Genomic DNA, 22,205 nt, shown 5'->3' with positions numbered 1-22,205 from the left:
ATTTTTTTAGGGTTAATATTTTGTGGTTCATTTTCAGAATTATACATAAACCTTTTAGCAGATTGATGTAAAGGGGTAGCTATGGTAATGAGCTTTGCAGCATTTATCGATTCTGCCATTGCCGGGCGGTTTAAACAAGAATTACTCAATAGAATGAGGAAAGCTAATACCCCATTCATAGACGATATTTTTTGGCATAACATGCCCATAAAGCGGTTTTTTGCTTTCATTTTTTGATGATGCTAAAAATTTAAATGATGTATTAGGAGGAATTATAGGTAGAATAAGCGGTTAATAAAATGCACAGCGGCCGGCACGTATTACCAGTAACCAACCTAAATTGCCCGGCCGCTAGTGCATTCATCTTCAGTCCGGAGGCCTGATGATGTTTTTAAATGAATGGATCTGGTTAATTCGCATTGCGGTACATATTTAGTTTACCAGAGTAAGGGCTGGTTATCCCTCTCCTATTTCCTCAACGACATTTTAGACATAGGAAGGCCTTTAGGATTAAATCCTTGTTTGTGAATTATTGGCTATTAAAAAATTAGGTTAAAAGGTGAAAGTTCAGCTGGGTGGCTTGAAAGATTTTGCAGACTTGTTTTTAATGGCAGTCGAAGAACCAAACAGCACAGTTTGATGACCTGTAAAATGCTTCTGGGCATTCACTGCTTTATTAAAGACGAATATTCTGTTATTTCGATTTTCCATTGCTTTACGTTTTAAGGCATTGAACAAGGAAACTTGTAAGGGGAGCAAAAAAAAAATATGGCCGCTCCCCGTACGCAAAAGTACCCCCTGAGATGGGAAGAGGACGAATCCTCTCAAACGCGCAATACGGAGAACGCCCATATCCCTACCGCAAAGGTAAAGAAATTGGGCATTTTATCATCCGTAACTTTGCGCGTTTTTAGCTTCTCAGGTCTACTTTTGCAAAGTTTCTTTGATAAATTACCAAATCATAATCAGTAGCTATTAATCTCTTAACTTTAAGAACTACAATACAAATATACGAACAATCTCTAATTATCACCTAAAAACAAAACATATTTTATATTTAATTAAAATTATAATCTAAATAAAGAATTTTTATAAATATTAAATAATTTAGGAATGAAGGATTCTGTATTTTTGGAGCCAATCATATAAAATCTGCATCCCGTGATTATAGACTCTGACCTATCCTTTAAAACAGGGAATAACGATTTGCTCTTATACAAAAAAAGCCACCCAAGGGTAGCTTTTTTTTGTATCACTAGATCAATTATGAAGCAAGATCACGCAATGCTTTAATTTTATCATGAGCAGATTTAATTTCTGTAGCCTGTGCGGTTACTGTATCTACTGCACTTGCAGACAATTCACCTTCTGTTAATGCTTTTTTATAAGCAGCTTTAATTGCATCTTCTCCGCGTTCTGCCTCATCCAAAATGCTTTCGCGATCGCTACCACCAAAAAGTGATTTTACATCAATCCATGCACGGTGTAAACCACCGCTAACACTTGTTCCGGTTTCAACATCAGAACCATGACCAGCAACCAGGGCAGTTAACTCCTGGCTATTTTTACGGCTTTGTGTTGCATATTCCTGAAACAGAACTTTCAAGTCTGCATTTTCGTCGTTGATATCGGCTAATGCTTTTTCAAATCCCGCAATACGGTCATTGTTAATTTCAATTAAATCGTTTAATACGTGTACTGATTTTTCTGTAGTTTCCATAGTATAGATGTTTGATAGATTGAATACAATTGCCATGCCATACAACTAAGTTAGCTAGCAATTATTTGATTTATGTTTCGATTGGGAAATTGTTATAAAGCTTCCTTTATTCCGGATCACTTTCTGCTTTTGCAACCTCTTCCAGTTCTTTCAAATTGGTATCTATAGGATTTGCTTTTAAAAGCTTTGCAAAAAAAGTAAGGTTACCAATCATATAACGAAGTGTAGAATTAGTATAAAAATATCTTTCGCCTCCCCCATCAACATAGTTTTTATCTCCTCCGGCCAATCCAACCCAATAGGCATTCACATTAGGCGGAATAGTAAAACCAAGTTCCTGCAAGGACCAGAGCAATTGGGCAGCACAGGAATGTGCGCCATCCTCATTACCTGTGATTAAACAGCCACCAACCTTATTGTAAGTAAAATATTGTCCGTTATTTTCATCTGCAAAACCATCTTCATGAAAGATAGCATCCAGACGTTCAATAATACGCTGTGCAGTAGATGCCAGGTGGCCCATCCAAACTGGAGATGCAATGATAAAAATATCACAGGCCTTAATTTTATCCAGCACTGCCTGCCATTCGTCTCCTTCGCCAGCATCAGTTACATTTCCTGGTTTAACATTATAATCAACAATTCTGATGATCTCTGTTTCTGCTCCTTTTTCTTTCAGCTGATCTGCTGCTTTTTTGACTAGCGCATCTGTATTGGAAAATTGAGGAGAGGGTTTTAGCGTACAATTAATAATTAAAGCTTTCATATTTTATAGATAAGATGTGATTACCGTTTTAACAGCGTTCATGAAACATTGTTTGGTAAACAAAAAGCATATCTAATAAATGGAACAGATAAACTAGGATAATAACTAAACGGTAATCTAATGATCTTTTAGGTGGTGTAATGCATGATGAATAGCCTTTAACGCTTTCCCGCGCAGTTTCTCATCACCATCTGTTAGCTCAGCGAGTAACATCTGCTTTTTCAGCAAGTATTTTTTTGCATGTTTTTGATCATGCTTTAACATCCAGTCGATATTATAGATCAGGTCGGCATACTTAACCGTTTGTGCAGCAGGACTGATAGTAAGCAAACGGGCAGACTCCCGTTTTTTACGTTCTACCTTACTTAAATCAGGATAAGCAGCAGCTGTAAATACATCGGTTAATTCAACTACGCAGGAAGTGATGAAATTGGCTTCACTCTCCAGATAACCTAAGCTGATCAATGCTTCAAGCAGTTCACCCTGGGTAGTTGCTGTATCTTCCAGCAGATCGTGGCACAAGCCAATCTCATAACCCCAGGTAACAGCTGCTTTCGACCATTTGGCAACAGCAGCTAAATGTTCAAAATAAGGTTTTTTCGTTTTTCTGATCAATTGCCCATTATGCTTTAGCGCAACCCATTCTGCTAATTTTTTTGCCGGTTTCATTTGATCTTATCCAGTTTAAAATAGCCCAAATTAACGATATCTTCTGTCATATCGGTTGTCGGAGTAATCAGCAGATGATATTTCTCTTTAAATTGGGGGGCAAGTATATCTTCTATCCTATAAATATCATCCACATCAATCCCGTATTTTTCATCAATATGTGAGCCTGCTCCTTTTAAAGTATTCTTTTTAAAAAACACTGTTTTCTTTGCATCCTGAATTGCTTGCGTACGCTCGTCATGAACGCTTAACACTGTATAATGCTGTTCTTCCAGAATACCGGATTGGTAACCTCCAAGGTTAATAAAAAAGAGTTTTTTTTTGGACAGTGAAACAACTTCCTGTTTTAAGATCACCTTCACTTCATATCCGCCAACATGGTTTATTTCGCGCCAGCCATCTATATGGATACTGTTTCCTGCTTCGGGCCAGAACCTGCGCATGGCAGGCACCAGTTCTTTCAGGCTATTGGCTATTCCAAAAAAGAAATCGTGCTGTTCTACATTTCTGTTGAGCGCTTTGGAACCTAACAGCACCATAAATAATTTAAGTCCGGGGGCAGTTTGTTCATCCATTTTAAGCAAATAACCGTTTAACAATTGCCGCGGATGCTGCTTCGCTGAAATCGAGACCAGAATAATCAGGGTTATAACCGCCAATATAGGGAACAGCCATCACATAGATGCGGTCGTTAAACGCACCATAATCATCAACCACCTGAAAATGGTCGTTAATAGTGATACCTGAAACTTTTAAATAAAAATCACCAAACCGGGTGAGCACTACTTCTTTACCTTCTATCATCGCTTTGCGGCCTTCCACTGCAGAATTAAACTTAAGGCGCGCGGGGCTAATAGTTTTATTGTTCAATAAACTTTTAAAAGGAAAATCTTCATAAGATAGATGCGGCTGGCCTACGCAATCTATGTAAGTACTAAAATAAACTGATAACTCCTTGCCGGCGTGATCGGTATAATGGTAAGTAGCACCGCCTTTAGCAGCGGCCTCCACCCTACTTTCATCACCTACAGGGATAAGGTCTAATACCCCAGCCTGATGTAAGGCCAGCAATTCTTCACTTGAACTTTGCGGAATATAGGCAATTACAATAGAAATTAAAGGTGTTAATGATTTTTGCAGGCGCAGCATATCTTCTGCTGATAAGTGTTTGGCAGGATAGTTCAGGGCAAAACTCAATACCCCCAGCATCTCCTTCCAGTAAATCGATTCTCTCCGTTTAATCGATTGTTCCGCTTCCGCATATTCCGCTTTTAATAACTGAAAGGGGTCCAGCCTTTCCCGCAGCTCCATCATCGCGGCTACGAACTCCTCCAGGTTCATGTCTTTTATTTTCTCATAAAACCCGGGTTCCTTTTCTCGTATGGGGGCCTTAAAGTCCTTTTCAAAAATATAATCGAGCGATAAAAATCCATTGTTTCCGGCTACATGTGCGGCAATTTCTTCCTTTGTCAGCAGAGAATCGTTAGACAAATGTGAATCTTCCAGGTGGAACCTTACTGCAGGCAGCATCCCATTACGGGTATGTAAAACCATTTTAAAATTCGGACTTTCTTCCAATAACTGATAGGAAAGCAAACCTTTGGCATCTTTACTGAATGTTCCATTATGCCTTGCTAATGTCCTGATGGCGTCAACAGCGGTTAAGGAAGAACCTTTGATAGCTACCGGATGATCCAGCTGTAAGGCCAGTTTAACCGGAGGGTAAGGGGAATCGAAATAACCGGGAATTTTGCCTTCCAGTTTATGCGGCCAGTTATGCCCTGTACAGATGATCACCTGGTCAAATTCAAATTTCTCCTGATCATCGGTTATCACAGTAACCATTTCCTGTTCGGGATAATCGACCAGATCAACTACCTGGCTATTGTAATGAACCTCATAGGGTATATCTTTCTCCCTCGCCTGCTTTTGCAGCAGGTCAAACTGGGCGGTGAGATACTGCCCGAAAAGCAATCGCGGTAATACTTTGTATTCATTAAAACGATTGGGATCAATATGGAATTTATCAAGCGTGTCTTTCGATACCGATTTGATCCAATCGGCCAATGAATTTACCAACAGAGGTATTTCATTACTTGATACATTAGTTATATGCTCATCATTTGCACCCTCAGCGCTGTAAGGCATGCCAGAACCTAATTTCTTTTTTCTTTCAAATATGGTAACTGTAATATCTGTCCTGCCTGAATCGACTAATCTTTTGAACATGAACAGGCCGCTTGGGCCTCCCCCAAGAATAGCTATACGTTTTTTATTTTCCAATGTAGTTGAAAGCTTAAGTTAGTTATTAGAGCACCAACATCGTATTCAATTAATTGTTTTAGTCTGCAGTTTTTGCAGGTTCTTTAGTTAGAGGATATAGGCCAGATCGATCATCAGACAGCCATTGTCTTTTAATCATCCAAAACCGTACCTTAAACATACTAAAATTCATCAAGCCGGAGAGGATTGAAATATGAAAAAGAATTTTAACAAGAACGTACCTTTTCAAAGGAAGGGTTATTCTATTAAAAACAGTACGACCCTTTATGTAAATGGCTATAAATAAATAATTTATTTATTTATATTAGTATAAATCAAATAACAAGATATATTATGCATATTTTTTCTCGTTCGTCTGGTAATTCTAATATTTCAAAGATAATTGAAACTAAAAAAAAAGGCTTATCACTCCCAGCTGTTCCTATTTTGCAAAAAATAGATCAAAAACAACCCATACAATTGGTTAAAATGCCAAAAGTTAGTCCTCAGATATTAGCAAAATTTATTCCCAGGTCATTACACCCGCCAATGCCTGCTAAACAAAAGCAGCCGTTAGTAATGTTGCCGAAAATGGAAAAACCTCCATTAATGTTTCCTAAACAGGAAGAGCCGTTAAAAACGTTTCCGAAAATGGAAAAACCTCCATTAATGTTTCCTAAACAGGAAGAGCGGGTAGAAATGTTGCCGGAAATGGAAAAAAAAACAGAAGCAATTCCTGAGGTAATACAAGTTCCCCAAGTAATGGAACCCCAAGACACTACCGCTATACTTAAAAATCAGAAAGATTCTTTATGGAGTAAATTTAAACGCTTCCTTCAGGACAAATCAATTGAGACAATATCAGATGAAGTTGGACATCTAATAAATACCGCATTTGAAGCAGACGCATCTTCAAACAGCGGTTATGAGAAAGACATGGAATATACTGCCGCTATGGAAAACATGTTACAAGAGGTTGATCATCAAAAGTTGGAAGGTGAAGACGCTAAAAGATATATTGAAAATTGGGAAAAGCATAATCCATCTCCTTCAAAACCTGAATAATGTGTATCCATCGTCATGCTTAACATAAGATCATAAGATTTACAGAGCGTTTCTTAAGGCAAGTACGAAGCTTCTTCTCATCTTGAGGAATCGCTATCAATTACTGAAATTTGTCTTTTGCAGCATTTGATAATTTTATAAATATTATACTTTGAGGTCTAAAATCAACGCGGAGTTTCACTGCTAACATCTACAACTAAATTTTTTAATCATTTCGCTGCCGCTCTTCCATCGCTTAAGCGACTATCTGGAAGGCCAATATGGTGATCATTTACTTTTGCCGATCTCGTGCTTTGGCGGAACGACCTTAACGTCTTTAATCTCTTCCTTTTGTTCGAAATGTACAGCGAATTCTGCGGGCTCGATCTTAATACCGTAGAAGTCGGCGTAGGCACGTGTAAATTCTGCGCCAAAGTAAAGGATGGCCGCGGTATAATAGATCCACAACAGGATGACGATCAACGAACCAGCTGCGCCATAAGAAGAACTTGTATTGGAAATATAAATACCGATAACCAGCCGTCCTATCATGAAAAGAACTGCGGTAAAGATGGCCCCTGAACGGACATCGCGCCACTTAATATTGGCATCGGGTAATACTTTGAAGATCACCCCAAACAAAACCGCGATAACGATAAAGCTGATTGCCAAATTGATCATATTAAATAAGATTACCGTAACAGCAGGCAGGAAAGTTTCCAAATGACTGCTAAGCGCCAGTAAAGCGCCGTTAATGATAAATGATACCAGCAGCAAAAACCCAAGCGTAACGATCATTGAACCCGAGAGCAAGCGGTTCTTCACTAACTTGATCCAGGCTACTTTAGGTTTTGGTTTCACCTGCCATATGAGGTTGATCGACTCCTGTATTTCGCCGAATACGGTGGTGGCACCGATAATAAGGGTAACAATACCTATAATGACCGAGATGATGGACTTACCCGATGTTTGCAAATGTGTGATCATATCCTGAATAGATTTAGCCGAATCTGCACCAACGATGTCGTTGATCTCGGCGAATATCTTCCCCTGGCTCGCATCTTTGCCTAAAAAAATGCCGGCAAGTGAGATGAGAAGCAACAACAGGGGCGCCAGTGAGAACAGGGTATAATAAGCGAGCGAAGCGCTATACTTGAGCGCCAGGTCATTCATAAAACCATTGAAAGCTGCCTTTAAAATCGTAAATCCGTTTTTAAAGGCCTGTTTGGTAAAGTAAGTCTTGATAGCGCTCATGGATCATCTTTTGGATACAAAGAGATGAAAAGCGAAAATGTTTGCATTTTCTTTATTTACATCCTTTTCTTATTTCAGCTCCTTCAATAATAAGAAGCTAAATCAAACCTCCGTCGACCGGGCTTTACGCAATTTTGCATGGATAGACCATCCGCTGAATAAATAAATGCAGCCGATAACCAGATATATCCAAAGCGGGATATTTTTCCCTGCAATGATCAGATAAAAATAAGGCAGGCTGTACCCTATTGCCGCAAATACTAAGGGTAATACAATCGAACTTTGTGATCTTAAATTTTTGATGGCCCAACCCAGAAAAATGAGAAACAAGATCTTACTAAACAAATACAAAACACCAAATAACCAGGGGTCTACGAAATGCAGATTAGCCTGATGAAAAAAGTAGTTTTTTAAAGTGATTAAATAGTATTCCATAAACTTAGGTCTTTTTGCATCCTTAGTCGCATTTAGCTCCATATCCTTACAAAAATTTATATAGCATATATATATGAAAAAGAGCTTTAAGGTTTTTAATATGTTAATTCAAAAATAAATGGTGGTTATTCCGGAATGAGTAAATACGAAAAGGACAAATGAAAATTTCAATGCATTTGATTTGGAGTGTCTTCGGATGATATCACAATTATCAAATCGCTGGATAAAATTTATAAAAATAGCAGCAGGAAAGAAAGACTTTCCTGCTGCTGATTTTACATTTTCCCTTTTGTCATTTTTTCCTCTGACATTTTTGATTTATCTATTTTTGATTTTTTCATCGGGACAGCCATCTTTTTGGACATTTTACTTTTCTCCATTTTACTCATTTTCTTATTGTCCATTTTATCCTGTTTAATGTTAGCCATTTTTTCTTTCTCCTGTTGTGGAGTGTTTGCAAAACCGGACGCAGAAAGACTGACCATTACTACAGCAGTAAGAATAAGCTTACCTGCTAATTTTAAGAATTGATTTTTCATGTTTTTTATTTTTTTATTTCCCTCTTGGTCGCCAAGACAAATAATTCCTTACAATAAAAATCAATTTTTATTTATTTCTTCCTCAATCCCCTATTGAAGCTCAGTTTGATTAAGCTCCCAACACTGAAGTTGGGATCAAAAAATCTCATTATTGTGTTGTGTTCAACGCGAAGATTTTTGCCGTTAATCAGCATATTGTCCAATCCTGCTTACCATACACCTGTTTAACGAACTGTTAGTTTACTCCATACTTTATAAGTCCTGTTTTTTTGATTACATTGGATACGTGTGACGCATAAAGATTAACCGGCAAAAATTTATTCAATTTTTTGTAAGGGAATCATCAGACAAGCGACTAATGCTAAAAAAGTAAACGCAGCAATTTACCACCAATTGAGATTTTGTTAAATCATATAAAATAAGTCTATGAAAGAAATCAAGGAAAAGCATACCCTCCTGATGCGCTGGACGCACTGGGTAAACTTCCCGGTGCTCACAGTAATGATCTGGAGCGGTTTGCTTATCTATTGGGCAAGTGATACGTACGGCGTTTCTATTTTCGGCTTTACGCTGATCAAATTTTTCCCTGAATGGTTTTACAGCTATTTCCACATCACTCACCGCCTTTCTGAAGGCATGGCCTTTCATTTTCTTTTTATGTGGTTCTTTTTTATCAACGGACTGTTGTACATTTCTTATACCATAATATCCGGCGCATGGCGGGAACTGATCCCAAAAAGAAATTCCCTCAAAGAAGCCTGGCAGGTACTTTTACATGACCTTCATATTAGAAAAACCATTCCCCCTCAAAAGAAATACAATGCGGCACAGAGAATTGCCTATACCGCAATTATCATAATGGGTGCCGGTTCGGTAATCACCGGGCTGGCCATTTACAAACCCGTACAGCTTTATTGGTTATGCTGGCTTTGCGGCGGCTATCACTTTGCAAGGATCATCCATTTTACCCTGACCATCGGATATGTTCTATTCTTTGTAGTTCATATCATACAGGTGATACTTACGGGCTGGAACAATTTCCGATCAGTGATTTCCGGCTTTGAGGTATTGGAAATGAAACCAAAAATAAAGGAATAATAATAGAAGAAATATCATCAGAAAATGAAACCCACAGATCTAAAAGAAATTAAGAAACCGCTTACTATCGAGCAAAAGATAAACAGAAGGAATTTTATATCCTTCGGCACTTTCTTTGCCTTAGCTGGCAGTGCTGTTGCAGGGTGGAAATGGCTGCTCTATGCACCTGAAGAAAAAGCAGGCATCACTGCCGGTACCAGGGCACCACTGCGAAGGGCACTCAACAAGTCTGAGCTTTTCTTCCGTAATCTCTTCAGCAATAACCATCTGGTTAAAACCTATCCAAAAGAAAGCGCGGCAGAAAACGTAAGGGTAAATAGTTTGATCGGCATTGAGAATGATACTGAATTCGATAATGCAAAATGGACGTTGAACGTGAAAATCACTCCTACGGACTTTTTAAAAATTAGTATTGAAGAAATTAAGGCATTACCAAAAACAGAAATCATCTACGATTTTAAATGTGTGGAAGGTTGGGATCAGATCCAGCATTGGGCCGGTGTAAAGTTGAGCGATTTTCTATTGCACTATAAACTGGATGCCCTTGCCGAGAAAAACTACATGGGACTTGAAACACCTAACGGAGAGTATTATGTAGGCCTGGAACGAGACAGCGTGCTACATCCTCAAACAATTTTAGCATATGAGATGAATGGAAAACCGATAACCAATGACCATGGTGCACCTTTGAGGTTAATTATTCCGGTAAAATATGGCATCAAAAACATCAAAAGAATTGGGGTAATGTCCTTCAGCGATATCCGCCCAAGAGATTACTGGGCTGAACAGGGTTATGATTATTATTCCGGACTGTAAAATATTAAAATTTACTATAAAGGGCACTGATAGATGAATATCAAACTTACAAACATAAATTCATAATTGTAAACAGCTAATCAACCCGCTATAAACTGATAAAACCGTTACCCATTAATCTTTTGAACAGGTAACAGCTATCCTACTCACTACTATGGATAATCATATATCTTCAAAATGAATTTAACACTCATATTTCAGATAACAAAATCATATTTACGCCCATATTTCATTTATAACCAGCGTATTATAATGCTAAAATGAAATAATAATTTTAAAAACAAATGAAAAGAAACATTTATCGAATATTCTAATAATTATTAGCAAACTCTTTAATTATCAATGTCATTAATCTTTCTATTTATCTCTCTGGCTAAGATCCAAATAGGTAATGGCATAATTACTACTATGAACAAGAAAAGTAAATAAAATAATTTGGCAATAATGAGTAATGTCAATTCTAAATTTCCAGCTTCTTCTTCATTATCTGACCAAATCATAACCTTAACTTATTTTATTTAGTTCAAAATTCTATATTTATTCATCTTAAATATATAAAATATTACTAACAAAAAAAATACTTCTAATCAGGAATTAACATTTCTATCCAAATATTTTTACGCTCCAAAAGTTTAAAAATGGGCAGAGCTTTTCTTCCCATTCATTGGATAAAAAGGCACGCTGTCAATCTTTCGGATGACAGTAAACTAGAAAACAAACTTTGGTAATAGCTATCGATTGTTGCAACTTTCTCCGGATCGGTATAAGTAACTAATACGTTAAATTCAGGATTTGGGATAACAGCTAATTCTCGTTGTTATCCAAAAAATGAAGATCAAATTAGTAGCTAGATGGATTCCTTTGTGATATATTCAGAAGCCATATTTAAAAATGTCCTTCAGGAGCCAATATTAAGTTTATAACCTTTGCCACGAATAACTACAAGTTGGATATTTGAATCACATTCAAGTTTTTTTCGGAGTTTAGATATGAACATATCCAAGCTGCGCCCCACAAAAACACCTTCATCTTCCCATATCTCTTTTTGTAGTTTGCTTCGCTCTATAATTTCATTGGGGGCCATTGCTAAAATTAGTAATACACGCGTTTCTGTTCGAGTCAGCTTGATTGTTTCTCCGCCTACTTTCAGCTTCCTGTTCTTCGTATCAAACAACACCCTGCCCAGACTTAAAATATCTTTACACTTTTCATCAGGTACACCTCTTCCAGGCTTTACTGATCTCAAAAATATAAACCCAACAAATGCTAAAAATGGTAGGCTACCCAAAAGATATCCATTCTTTGCTGTATCTATTCCTATGGGTTTCAATTTAACATTAATCATGTAATTTGCTTTTGGTTGCTTTCTACCTACACACGATATAATATCTTCTTTTGCATTTTTGGCTATCGCATATCCATAGACTACACCAGGCTGGCCGCTGTTCAGAACCTTAACCACATAATCCCCTACTAGAGGATCTTTGGACAATATACGCCGGGTAGTTTTTAAAAGGGAATCTGTCTGAAAAGTAAATTCATGTTCAAATCTAATCTGATACTCATTTTCAGCGACAATTTTAATCGGGAGAACTCTTGACGTACTATCTCCCGATTGCAAGAGTAATTCATGCCCGATTCTGCGGAATAAAACCTGCCTTCTTTCAAGAGCAAAGTCGTCTCCATCAGTCAGACCAAAAGCTGCACAAGTTGAATAAAAAAACAAAAGCAGTACCGATCCAATGAGGTATGTGCCTTTGCTCAAGAGGAGATTTCGGCTATCAAGCATAGTTTATGGTTTTTATTTACAAAGTTTACAAATTTATTTACAATCCAAATTCTTCGCAGAGATCGAGATTAAAGTAGTTTCGATCCATCCATTGCAATGACCTTGAAGGATCTTTTTTTTAAAAAATTAAGGCACAGAATTGTATTAAAAGCAATTATAACCAGGCAATATTACAACATCAATCAAATAATTATGAAATATTTTAATTTATATCCTCTGTTTGTAATGGCTGTTATTACCTCCTATTGTGGGGAAAAGCAAACTAAACCACATAAAGATAATATCAATTACGAAATTAAAGACACAATTACTTCGTACGGACCAAAAAGCATGGTTAGGAATGTAAAACAAGGCAGAAATGGTACCATTCTGATCGCTGCATCATATGCTGGTGTTTTTCGATATGATGGAAAATCGTTCACTAATCTCACCGGTAAAATAGGTTCGCGCAGATACTGGAATGTTTTGGAAGATCGACGGGGAACCCTTTGGTTTGCTACTACTGATTCTGGTGTTTATCACTACAATGGTAAATCCTTTCAACATTTTACAACCAGGGAGGGACTTGCCAATGATGCAGTTTTCTCTATTTATGAAGATAGAGCCGGCACTATCTGGTTCGGCACCGGAGGAGGAGCAAGCCGTTATGACGGCAAATCTTTTCGAAATTACACAACGAAAGAAGGTCTTTCCAATAATAATATTCATACGATCTTTGAAGACAAAAGCGGGAAAATTTGGTTTGGCACCAGCGGCGATGCTTGTTTTTATGATGGGAAAACATTTACTGTTTTCAAAAACAAGAAAGGTAAAGCTTTTCAAAACGTCTGGTCGATAATCGAAGATAGAAATGGTAATGTTTGGTTTGGTGCGTCCATCATCAATGACAGGAAAGGTGATACCCTTTTCGTTTCAAATGGTATTTGGCGCTATGATGGTAGTACATTTACCAGGGTCATAGAAAGGGCTGCATCTGCTATATTCGAAGATAAGCATGGAAATATTTGGACAACCGGTCCAGTACACCCTAACGGGGTTGGGGATTGGATACTCTCCTTTTATAATCAAAAATCACTATATACTAAAAAGGTTCCTGTGATTGAAATAATGTCAATTAATAAGATGCTTTGTGGAATATTGGAGGCTGATGATGGAAGTATCTGGTTTGGATCTTTAAATGGCGTTTATCGGTATGATGGCAAGAACATTACTGACTTTAGAAGTAAAAAGGATAAGCAATAATGTCCTTCATTTTTTGAGATACCTTTAATAATGCTGGTCAAGCTAAATATATTAGAGGCTCAATCATAACGGTAGATGGTGGCTTTAGTGCTTAAGACCAGAAAATAACTTTTGAGGGACTTTGACTATGTGTCATTGTCCCTTTCCCTTTCAAAGCATCTAGATTATTTTGAACGTGGGATTACAAAAGAATAATACAGATGCTTCTCTAAAAGAAAGCAGGAAAGCAATTACTGTGGTTTGAGAAAGGCGTTAAATCAATCCATTTGCCTAATTATGAATAAGCTTCAAGACTCTTTCACACTTCTCCCATTCCTTCAAAAAGAGGTTAGGTAAGGGACCTGTCGAATTTACGCATAGTACTAAGGTAAGCATTTTAACATCTTATGAAAATAACTATCGTTTACTCGTTCACTTAATATCTACCATGAGCTTGCAACCCCATTTCATCTTGTATGAAGATAAAAGAATCTAGTACCAAGTAGCTAATGATGATATCTTTGACAATTTCATTAACTCTGTACGTTTTCTTAGACAGAATTTTCTGTTGCCCAAGACGAGTTTGGATACCACTGTGCTTTTGCTGATCCTTGGTTTTGAAGAATGAAATAATTGATATAATTTCTGTTTTTTATGAAAACATGATTGATTTTTATATTACATCAATATATTTACAGTATGCCATCGGTAACAAAGCTTAAGACGTTTTATCAGACATATCACCAGGAGGCTGATCTTTCACAACCCGATGTAGGCCACTTTAATGTATTCCGCATGGAAGACCTCATAGGGCCTGAAGAAAAGCCAGTAAGCTATAGCCGCCGCGATTTTTTTAAAATAAGCCTGGTAAAGGCCGAAGGCAAGGTGCATTATGCAGACCACAGCGTGATTGCTAGCGGTACGGTTTTAGCCTTTACCAATCCAATAATCCCTTTCATGTGGGAAAAGACAGGTGCTAGACAAACAGGTTTTGTCTGTATTTTTACCGAAGCTTTCTTCACTCATTATGGTACAATTACAGAATTCCCCGTTTTTCGCAATGCAGCCAATGGCATTCTGCTGCTTAACAGTGAACAGGAGAAAGTATTTCGTGCTTATTTCGAAAAAATTTACAGTGAATTGCATGGCAGCTATGAATTTAAATATGACCTTTTACGAAGTCTCGTTATGGAGGTTGTACATGCAGCCCAAAAGCTGCAGCCGGTGAAGTTGCAATCATCTAATAAAACTAAAGCAGCAGAAAGGCTGGTCCGATTATTCAAAGATCAATTGGAACAGCAGTTTCCCATCGAACTCAACCGTCGTTCAATCCGGCTCCGCACAGCAGCTGATTTCGCTGAATCTTTACATGTACATATTAATCATCTGAATAAAACATTAAAAAAAATGACGGGTTTAACGACAATGCAGCTGATAAATGACCGTATCATTCAGGAAGCAAAACTAATTCTTAAAGGCACCACTTGGACCATAGCGGAGATTGCTGGATGCCTCGGCTTTGAAGAACCTAACCATTTTTCTGCATTTTTTAGATGTCGTTGTGGAATAGCACCCAATCGATTTCGTCAATCGTAATAAAGATTGATTTTTGTATTTATAAGATTCTTTTTTATAGCTGCTGATTTATGGGTGCTTCCGACCTTTGTATCCGACAGTGAAGATCACCAGGCTATGGATGACATCCCTGTGCAATTGTTAAAAATGGTTGGTTAATTTGTGAATATCGAATTTACACTTGTAATCTGTAGGTCTAATTTTACCATCTTCTTTTGCACAGCAGCTTAGCCGGCTAGATCTGAATTCCCTCAAAATTTGTAAAAATGATTGATATGAAAAGGTCCTTAAAAATCAAAGCTTGCTCGGCATTAATTTGCAGTATTATCTTTAACGGTACTGCTTTGGCTCAGCAGGTTGAACAAGTACAAACCAGTCACATCGAAAGTAATATCAGCGCATTTTTAGCAGAGGCCTCAAAATCCGGTCCAGGGAAACCTATGGAGCAAATGACTCCAGCAGAGGCACAGGCTGTGCTGGCCGGTGCACAAAATTCTGTAAAAGTTAATCTTTCAGGGGTTGTTATAACGGAAGTAAGAATTCCTGCCGATGGCCAAATGATCTTACTAACCATTGTGAAACCAGCGGGCACTAATGATCCCCTTCCCTGTTTTGTGTACTTTCATGGTGGAGGTTGGATGCTGGGGGATTTCGCAACGAATCAGCGGCTGATCCGAGACCTCGTGATTTCTTCCGGAACAGCGGCTGTATTCGTCAATTATGCGCTGACACCAGAGGCAAAATATCCCACAGCCATTAATCAGGCCTACGCTGCCACCAAATGGGTTGCTGAACACGGCAAAGAAATCGGCCTTGATGGTAAACGAATCGCTGTAGCGGGTAATAGTTCGGGAGGTAATATGGCTGCCGTTGTTGCAATAATGGCAAAAGATAAAAGAGGCCCTAAAATTAAGTTGCAGCTATTATTATGGCCCATAACTGATGCAAATTTTGACACTGGTTCTTATCAGCAGTTTGCTTTAAACCCAATCTTGACAAAAAATGTGATGATTTGGTTTTGGGAAAATTATCTGCCGGATGCCGCAAAGCGCAATGACATTTACGCATCACCTTTACAGGCTACATTAAAGCAACTAAAAGGCCTACCTCCGGCCATAGTTTTAACCGCTGAAAACGATGTACTGCGTGATGAAGGCGAGGCTTATGCTCGCAGATTGGATCAGGCGGGTGTAAGGACTGTCTGTACCCGCTATAATGGAATGGTACATGACTGGGCGCTCCTGAATCCTTTCAGCCAGATCCCTGCTGCCCGGGCAGCCATAGCTCAGGCTTCAGCAGAATTAAAAAATTCCCTCCAATAACACCTGCGGAAATAAACGACAAATTAAATTTTATGAAGGCTACTGGAAAAGCCCGTAAAGGCAACTGTCATTTCCGGGCACCCAATATATTGGACTTTATTCTATTAACAACTCTTCATTTTTGAGATGAACCGCAACTCGCTTCCAGCCGCCAGTCCTGGATATTCCGGACGATGCTTGGCCAGAATATCCAGCTACCTACTATACCAGTGTATTTCACGTTTATATAAGCCATTTGCTTCATTCATTTCGGGAATATAGTAACTTGCAATTTCATCTATAACTAATCTGGATTTCCTGAAGAGCTGTTGTATACCCTCCAGCCGCATTAAAATCGAACCGCTTCATGAAATATTTGACGATACCAATCTGTATTTCAAATAAATAAACAAAATACACTTTCATGCAATTACAGATCTTAAAGATCCCATTTTAGTAGATGATAACCTGATCAACACTAACAATTAACACTACAAAAGCCAGATAAGAATTCAGATCAATGGATCAAATAAGAAGCTAAATCAAACCTTCGTCTTTACGCAATTTTGCATGGATCGACCATCCGCTGAATAAATAAATGCAGCTGATAACTAGATATATCCAAAGCGGGATATTTTTCCCTGCAATGATCAGATAATCTAGTTGAAGATAGTACCCCCAGCCGCATTAAGATCGAACCGCTTTATAAATGATTTGACTATAATAAGCTGTATTTCAATTTTATACACAAAAGCCTCTTTGATGCAGTAGTTATCTTCAACGACAAAATATAGAAAGAGAGTGACCTAAAAATACAATAGTTTTGTTTAGTAAACAAAACTATTGTATTTTCGTATCAAACACTAACTTATGATACCTCAGAATATTCTCAGTCAAATTATTCAGGCACAAAGCCAAAATATAGCAAATAAGGACAAAGGGCTAAAAAGAGATGCGTTGAAATTATTACCTAATTTAGCTTCACATGCCCTCATTGTATCGGGAATAAGAAGATGCGGAAAAAGCACTTTATTATTTCAATTACTAAGCAGCAAATATCCTGATGCACTATACCTCAATTTTGAAGACCCCCGATTATATGAATTTGAAAACAAGGATTTCCTTAGGTTAGATGTGTTGATCCGGGAACAAAACCTCTCCGTGTTAATGTTTGATGAAATCCAAATTATACCAGAATGGGAAAGGTATGTTCGGCAAAAATTAGATGAAGGATTTAAGATAGTTGTTACTGGCTCAAATGCTTCATTATTGAGCAGGGAATTAGGAACAAAGCTTACAGGAAGGCACATTACTAAAGAATTATTTCCGTTCTCCTATCACGAGTTCATCTCTTACCAAAAATTATCCCCATCCGCTGAATCACTAATTAACTATCTAACAATAGGAGGCTTTCCAGAATATATTAAAGAAAAGACCGATGACATTCTAAACCATCTATTTGAAGATATATTGATCCGTGACATTGCGATTCGGTACAGTATCAAAGACGTGAGAACTTTACAGCGTTTGGCTCAATATCTAATCTCAAATGTAGGAAAGCCTGTATCTGGCAATAATCTTAAAAAGATTTTTGAAGTAGGTGCCACCAGCACTGTATTGGAATATTTATCACATATGGAATATTCTTATTTATTGCATTTTGTTCCCAAGTTTAGTTATTCTCTAAAAAAACAGATAGCAAACCCCAGAAAAGTATATGCAATTGATACAGGTCTGGTCAATGTCAATTCAGGTTCTTTTACTGAGGACAATGGGCGTAAATTCGAAAATCTAATTTTTTTGCATCTTCGCCGATCTTATAAAGAGATCTATTATTTTTCAGAAAAAGGAGAATGTGACTTTATCGCATTTAAAAATGGGGCATTTCATCAAGCCATCCAGGTATGTTATGAATTGAATTCAGATAATCTAGATAGAGAACTTAATGGTATGATTGAAGCTCTGGAATTATTTAATATGGATGAAGGAACCTTAATCACTATATCGCAAAAAGATCTTTTCGAAAAAAACGGAAAGATCATTCATGTCATTCCTGCCTATGAATACTTACTGAAATAGAAGCAATGTTATATCTGCCTACTAATGCCTACGAAGATCGCTCAGTATTGTACGCCTCAAAATAACCTCTTTAGGATAAATTATAAGTCATAGTGCTGCAACTCATATTAATAAAGAAATCTTTAACAGTATTAAGATACCTGTATGTTAAGGCAAGTATTTGAAAAATGTCTATCCAAACAATTCATACCTCTTAAAGTTATAAAACCACGTATGGCACATGGATTGCAACAAATAATTTAGTCCCTGGTTACTTACTGCTCATCAGTTAATCCGAAAAATGTGTGCGCACGTTACACCCTAGCCAAGAAAGAAAAGGATTTACTGAAAGCGTACCAGGTTAAGTTACCTTCTCCTTTTGAGCCGAACTATAATCTGTCACCCACACAGGAAGGGTTAGTAATTACTGCTGATAAACACAACCTTGCACAGAAAATGCACTTTGGCCTGGTGCCCTATTGGGCAGAAAATATAAAACTTGATTTTTCTACGCTTAATGCAAGAAGTGAAGGAGCATTAACCACAAAAACATATGCCCCTCTGCTTACCCATCATAAAACCTGCTTGGTGCTTGCCGATGGTTTTTACGAATGGGACAAAAAAGAAACCGATAGACTTTTACCATACCGTTTCGAATTAAAAAGCAGGGAACTCTTTGCCTTTGCAGGTTTGTGGAGCCAGTGGAAACATAAATTTAGCGAAGAGGTTTACCGCTCATTTACAATTATGACTACAGTTGCCAACCAAACGGTGGGAAAAGTTCATGATCCAAAATTTAGAATGCCGGTTATATTGGATAAACATGAAGAGCAAATGTGGCTAAGTAAGGATCTCAGCGTAACTGAGTTGCTCACTTTATGTAACCCTTATCCTGATGAAGATATGGTAAGTTTCAAGGTTTCCACAGCTGTAAATGCAACTACAAAGAATAAAATTAACCGAAGATAGTGAAACATAGATTAAAAAGACGATTTTTTGAGACATAAATATCACAAAAAACGGATTGAAAAATAACACCCCCATTATGTCTTAAAAAACGACCGTTAATATAATTGATTTAAAATGCAAATCCGCAAATATTCAGGAGTATTGCTGTCAAATATTCGAATAAATCACAAGAAGTAATTATTGTGGAAGTATCGTTTTTTTGATAATTTAACGCCAAATTTTTCCTAATACTAACCAGTCACTTTTTATTTCAAATAATTTAGATTAATAACACAATCCAATATCCTAATTTTATTAATGCACATACAAGATTTTCAGCAACACTTGCCTCTGAAGTACAACCTTCCGAGTTCAAAAGATCTGGATGATTAATTCATTATCAAGAGCTACCTTAATTATTTTAGGCCGGTAGATCCAACATTTTTGCCATTCCGTTTTATTGGTTATTTATAAAGGCGCTTTAATCCCAATCATTGCGCTGATGCCACTGAGGTGCGTACTTGATTTATTGGGTAGATGTGGTATTGTTGACCCCTGCATTTCAAGGTAAATTATAAACGATTTAGAAACTTTATAGTTCATACCCCCACCTGCATTGACGTATAAGTACGTGCCCGAGAATGTGGTGTAATTAACCGTATTAGTTTCTCTGTCAAGTGATGCAGCAGGTACATCTATAAAAGAAGCTCCGGCACCAGCCAAAACAAATGGCTGCCAGTGACCAAAACTACGCTGGTAACCAAAATTTAAACCCAGATTTGTGCTGTTGGCCTTTGCGTCAACCGCCGAATTTATAGCACCAAAGTTACTCTGTGATTTAAAATTTACCGTTGTTTGTCCAAATTGAAGTTCGGCAAAATAGTCCTGGTGATAGTTAAGCTGTAAGGAAGTCATAGCATTAGACCCCATCAAGGCCTTTTGACCTTTGTCATGATCATAGGGAATAAATATACCTATAGAACCACCAAAATCCAGGTACAATTTGCGGGCTGTCGGGTCATCATTACTTTGTGCGTGCGCAATAGATGTAGATACACCTAAACAGATCAGTACAATAAAAAAAATTACTTTGGATATAGTCATTAGCCGCTAAAATTAGCTGCAATTCCTGGTACATCGTACAATTACAGTGTCACAATTAAAAATTAAGAATTCATCATACTGGATTGCAGCGCAGATTGATCCTGAATACGAGGTTAATTACCCATGCCTACAGCCTTTCAAAAAGCGAATCACCTCTTGCAAATAAAACGTACTAAGGTAACTTTGAGTTACATCCCATAAAACCAGGTAAATTAACCGTGCAAAGCCTTAAAAAACATATCTGCATGTTAAAACGCATTGTTATGCAAAATAGAAGATAAAGGGACTTTGTGCTGTTTTGCAATGAGCAGTTTCATACATACTGATTGAATGGATCTGCCAATCAGGCAAATCCATTCAACCAGTATAGTAGATTTTACTATCGACAAAAAGTTTATCAGGTTAAGGTTTTAAAACAACCTTTACACAATCATCTTCTTTTTCATCGAAAATCTTGTAGGCTTTGGATACCTCACTTAGTGGCATGGTATGGGTAATAATATCATCTAAAACTACCTTTTCTTCTTTTACCAACTGAATCAGTTTATCAATATGGTTAAGCACCGGGGCCTGCCCCTGCTTAATGGTTAACCCTTTGTCAAATATCCGGAATAAGGGGAAGTTGTCATATGGACTACCATATACACCCAAAATAGAAACTGTACCGCTTCTGCGAACCGCTTCAAAACACATTTCAAGTACTTTAATACTGCCTTTTTCAAAGTTAACAGTTGCTTTTACTTTATCCAGAAAAGTTCTTTCGGGTTCAAAACCCACTGCATCTATGCATACATCTGCACCACGGCCAGCTGTCATTTCACGGATGGCGGCTATCACATCTACCTTATGCGGGTTCAAAGTATCCACATTATTTACGGCTTTTGCTTTTTCCAAACGGTAATCTAGTGGGTCTATAGCAATAACGCGGCTTGCACCATGTAACCACGCAGCCTTCTGGGCCATTAAACCAACAGGACCGGAACCAAAAATGGCAACCACCTCACCGCCTTTAAGCTGTGCCCAGTCTACTCCCGACCAGCCGGTAGGAAAAATATCAGTGAGGAACAATGCTTGTTCATCTGTGATATTATCAGGAATAACCCTGGGGCTTACATCAGCATATGGAACACGAACATACTCTGCCTGTCCGCCAGAATAACCTCCGTAAAGGTCTGTGTAACCAAATAAGGCTGCCCCTTTTTGATCCATCATATCGCCATTAGGGCCATAATGTTTGTAATTGGAGTTTTCACAACTCGGCGAAGCACCGTGGTTACAGAAAAAACATGAACCACAGGCAATGGGGAATGGCACAATAACCCGGTCGCCTTTTTTTAAATTCTTTACTTCGGCACCCACTTCTTCAACAATCCCCATAAATTCATGTCCCATTACCATATCGGTACTTTGAGGCACTGCCCCGCTAAGAATATGAAGGTCTGATCCGCAGATTGCTGTTGAGGTTACTTTTAAAATAATGTCTGTTGCCAGTTCAATACGGGGATCTGGAACAGTTGTATAACTGATATCGCCTGGTTTGTGGAATACTGCTGCTTTCATTTTCAATAGGTTTTAGATGAATAATAGCAGTCAACAAAACATAGGG

19 protein-coding genes are annotated in these 22,205 nt (G+C 37.8%); 8 read left to right on the top strand and 11 right to left on the bottom strand.

Going from position 1 to position 22,205, the window contains the following annotated elements; genetic code table 11:
• Positions 1–1,264 precede the first annotated feature (1,264 nt).
• From GSQ84_RS19400 to GSQ84_RS19380, 5 genes are all read right to left on the bottom strand, one after another.
• Positions 1,265–1,720 (bottom strand): PA2169 family four-helix-bundle protein, encoded by a 456-nt coding sequence (locus GSQ84_RS19400; RefSeq protein WP_158798987.1) that lies wholly within the window; start codon positions 1,718–1,720, stop codon positions 1,265–1,267.
• A gap of 106 nt (positions 1,721–1,826) precedes the next feature.
• Positions 1,827–2,486, bottom strand: coding sequence for a flavodoxin family protein (locus GSQ84_RS19395; RefSeq protein WP_158798985.1), 660 nt, complete (start codon positions 2,484–2,486; stop codon positions 1,827–1,829).
• A 117-nt stretch (positions 2,487–2,603) separates the two neighbouring features.
• Positions 2,604–3,155, bottom strand: coding sequence for a hypothetical protein (locus GSQ84_RS19390; protein WP_158798983.1), 552 nt, complete (start codon positions 3,153–3,155; stop codon positions 2,604–2,606).
• Positions 3,152–3,730: a DUF1543 domain-containing protein gene (locus GSQ84_RS19385; RefSeq protein ID WP_158798981.1), complete on the bottom strand. Its 579-nt coding sequence runs from the start codon at positions 3,728–3,730 to the stop codon at positions 3,152–3,154. The genes GSQ84_RS19390 and GSQ84_RS19385 overlap by 4 nt, the downstream gene beginning before the upstream one ends.
• Position 3,731: 1 nt before the next feature.
• Positions 3,732–5,438 carry an FAD/NAD(P)-binding protein gene (locus tag GSQ84_RS19380; RefSeq protein WP_158798979.1) on the bottom strand — a complete coding sequence of 569 codons (1,707 nt, stop codon included), beginning with the start codon at positions 5,436–5,438 and terminating at the stop codon, positions 3,732–3,734.
• Between the two features lie 333 nt (positions 5,439–5,771).
• Here GSQ84_RS19380 and GSQ84_RS19375 point away from each other — a divergent pair, with 333 nt between their 5' ends.
• Positions 5,772–6,482, top strand: coding sequence for a hypothetical protein (locus tag GSQ84_RS19375; RefSeq protein WP_158798977.1), 711 nt, complete (start codon positions 5,772–5,774; stop codon positions 6,480–6,482).
• A 267-nt stretch (positions 6,483–6,749) separates the two neighbouring features.
• Here GSQ84_RS19375 and GSQ84_RS19370 read toward each other — a convergent pair whose 3' ends face one another.
• The 3 genes from GSQ84_RS19370 to GSQ84_RS19360 all read right to left on the bottom strand — a co-directional run bounded on the left by GSQ84_RS19370 (position 6,750) and on the right by GSQ84_RS19360 (position 8,689).
• On the bottom strand, positions 6,750–7,715 hold the full coding sequence (locus GSQ84_RS19370; RefSeq protein ID WP_158798975.1) for a YihY/virulence factor BrkB family protein: 966 nt from the start codon (positions 7,713–7,715) through the stop codon (positions 6,750–6,752).
• Between the two features lie 102 nt (positions 7,716–7,817).
• Positions 7,818–8,150 carry a hypothetical protein gene (locus tag GSQ84_RS19365; protein ID WP_158798973.1) on the bottom strand — a complete coding sequence of 111 codons (333 nt, stop codon included), beginning with the start codon at positions 8,148–8,150 and terminating at the stop codon, positions 7,818–7,820.
• A gap of 275 nt (positions 8,151–8,425) precedes the next feature.
• Positions 8,426–8,689, bottom strand: a complete 264-nt coding sequence (locus GSQ84_RS19360) for a hypothetical protein (protein ID WP_158798971.1) — start codon at positions 8,687–8,689, stop codon at positions 8,426–8,428.
• Between the two features lie 426 nt (positions 8,690–9,115).
• On the opposite strand from GSQ84_RS19360, the gene GSQ84_RS19355 reads away from it, so the two are divergent.
• Positions 9,116–9,787 (top strand): cytochrome b/b6 domain-containing protein, encoded by a 672-nt coding sequence (locus GSQ84_RS19355; protein ID WP_174238679.1) that lies wholly within the window; start codon positions 9,116–9,118, stop codon positions 9,785–9,787.
• Positions 9,788–9,811: 24 nt separating this feature from the next.
• Positions 9,812–10,603 (top strand): molybdopterin-dependent oxidoreductase, encoded by a 792-nt coding sequence (locus GSQ84_RS19350; protein WP_158798969.1) that lies wholly within the window; start codon positions 9,812–9,814, stop codon positions 10,601–10,603.
• 898 nt (positions 10,604–11,501) lie between these two features.
• Here GSQ84_RS19350 and GSQ84_RS19345 read toward each other — a convergent pair.
• Positions 11,502–12,392 carry a winged helix family transcriptional regulator gene (locus tag GSQ84_RS19345; protein ID WP_158798967.1) on the bottom strand — a complete coding sequence of 297 codons (891 nt, stop codon included), beginning with the start codon at positions 12,390–12,392 and terminating at the stop codon, positions 11,502–11,504.
• Between the two features lie 192 nt (positions 12,393–12,584).
• Between GSQ84_RS19345 and GSQ84_RS19340 the strand changes: the two genes are divergently transcribed.
• From GSQ84_RS19340 to GSQ84_RS19320, 5 genes are all read left to right on the top strand, one after another.
• The gene (locus GSQ84_RS19340; protein WP_158798965.1) at positions 12,585–13,634 is read left to right on the top strand and encodes a two-component regulator propeller domain-containing protein; all 1,050 of its coding nucleotides are present in this window, start codon (positions 12,585–12,587) and stop codon (positions 13,632–13,634) included.
• Between the two features lie 774 nt (positions 13,635–14,408).
• The gene (locus GSQ84_RS19335; protein WP_158798963.1) at positions 14,409–15,209 is read left to right on the top strand and encodes an AraC family transcriptional regulator; all 801 of its coding nucleotides are present in this window, start codon (positions 14,409–14,411) and stop codon (positions 15,207–15,209) included.
• A gap of 254 nt (positions 15,210–15,463) precedes the next feature.
• The gene (locus GSQ84_RS19330) at positions 15,464–16,510 is read left to right on the top strand and encodes an alpha/beta hydrolase (protein ID WP_158798961.1); all 1,047 of its coding nucleotides are present in this window, start codon (positions 15,464–15,466) and stop codon (positions 16,508–16,510) included.
• Positions 16,511–17,359: 849 nt separating this feature from the next.
• Positions 17,360–18,568: an ATP-binding protein gene (locus GSQ84_RS19325; RefSeq protein ID WP_158798959.1), complete on the top strand. Its 1,209-nt coding sequence runs from the start codon at positions 17,360–17,362 to the stop codon at positions 18,566–18,568.
• 282 nt (positions 18,569–18,850) lie between these two features.
• Positions 18,851–19,516, top strand: coding sequence for an SOS response-associated peptidase (locus tag GSQ84_RS19320; protein WP_158798957.1), 666 nt, complete (start codon positions 18,851–18,853; stop codon positions 19,514–19,516).
• A gap of 447 nt (positions 19,517–19,963) precedes the next feature.
• Here the strand turns inward: GSQ84_RS19320 and GSQ84_RS19315 are convergent, their stop codons facing one another.
• Entirely contained in the window at positions 19,964–20,599 is a 636-nt protein-coding gene (locus GSQ84_RS19315) for an outer membrane beta-barrel protein (RefSeq protein ID WP_158798955.1), read from the bottom strand.
• Positions 20,600–21,001: 402 nt separating this feature from the next.
• Entirely contained in the window at positions 21,002–22,159 is a 1,158-nt protein-coding gene (locus tag GSQ84_RS19310) for a zinc-dependent alcohol dehydrogenase (RefSeq protein WP_158798953.1), read from the bottom strand.
• Positions 22,160–22,205: the final 46 nt, after the last annotated feature.

The sequence above is a fragment of the Pedobacter sp. L105 genome, from assembly GCF_009765875.1.
GTDB lineage: Bacteria > Bacteroidota > Bacteroidia > Sphingobacteriales > Sphingobacteriaceae > Pedobacter.
The sequence above is the reverse complement of the archived record's forward strand: the minus strand, read 5'-3'. Positions and strand labels throughout refer to the sequence as shown.

Excerpts from the sequence above, each read along its gene's own strand:
- GSQ84_RS19400 (WP_158798987.1), bottom strand. The coding sequence starts at position 1,720 with ATGGAAACTACAGAAAAATCAGTACACGTATTAAACGATTTAATTGAA.
- GSQ84_RS19395 (WP_158798985.1), bottom strand. The coding sequence starts at position 2,486 with ATGAAAGCTTTAATTATTAATTGTACGCTAAAACCCTCTCCTCAATTT.
- GSQ84_RS19390 (WP_158798983.1), bottom strand. The coding sequence starts at position 3,155 with ATGAAACCGGCAAAAAAATTAGCAGAATGGGTTGCGCTAAAGCATAAT.
- GSQ84_RS19385 (WP_158798981.1), bottom strand. The coding sequence starts at position 3,730 with ATGGATGAACAAACTGCCCCCGGACTTAAATTATTTATGGTGCTGTTA.
- GSQ84_RS19375 (WP_158798977.1), top strand. The coding sequence starts at position 5,772 with ATGCATATTTTTTCTCGTTCGTCTGGTAATTCTAATATTTCAAAGATA.
- GSQ84_RS19370 (WP_158798975.1), bottom strand. The coding sequence starts at position 7,715 with ATGAGCGCTATCAAGACTTACTTTACCAAACAGGCCTTTAAAAACGGA.
- GSQ84_RS19365 (WP_158798973.1), bottom strand. The coding sequence starts at position 8,150 with ATGGAATACTATTTAATCACTTTAAAAAACTACTTTTTTCATCAGGCT.
- GSQ84_RS19360 (WP_158798971.1), bottom strand. The coding sequence starts at position 8,689 with ATGAAAAATCAATTCTTAAAATTAGCAGGTAAGCTTATTCTTACTGCT.
- GSQ84_RS19355 (WP_174238679.1), top strand. The coding sequence starts at position 9,116 with ATGAAAGAAATCAAGGAAAAGCATACCCTCCTGATGCGCTGGACGCAC.
- GSQ84_RS19350 (WP_158798969.1), top strand. The coding sequence starts at position 9,812 with ATGAAACCCACAGATCTAAAAGAAATTAAGAAACCGCTTACTATCGAG.
- GSQ84_RS19345 (WP_158798967.1), bottom strand. The coding sequence starts at position 12,392 with ATGCTTGATAGCCGAAATCTCCTCTTGAGCAAAGGCACATACCTCATT.
- GSQ84_RS19340 (WP_158798965.1), top strand. The coding sequence starts at position 12,585 with ATGAAATATTTTAATTTATATCCTCTGTTTGTAATGGCTGTTATTACC.
- GSQ84_RS19335 (WP_158798963.1), top strand. The coding sequence starts at position 14,409 with ATGGAAGACCTCATAGGGCCTGAAGAAAAGCCAGTAAGCTATAGCCGC.
- GSQ84_RS19330 (WP_158798961.1), top strand. The coding sequence starts at position 15,464 with ATGAAAAGGTCCTTAAAAATCAAAGCTTGCTCGGCATTAATTTGCAGT.
- GSQ84_RS19325 (WP_158798959.1), top strand. The coding sequence starts at position 17,360 with ATGATACCTCAGAATATTCTCAGTCAAATTATTCAGGCACAAAGCCAA.
- GSQ84_RS19315 (WP_158798955.1), bottom strand. The coding sequence starts at position 20,599 with ATGACTATATCCAAAGTAATTTTTTTTATTGTACTGATCTGTTTAGGT.
- GSQ84_RS19310 (WP_158798953.1), bottom strand. The coding sequence starts at position 22,159 with ATGAAAGCAGCAGTATTCCACAAACCAGGCGATATCAGTTATACAACT.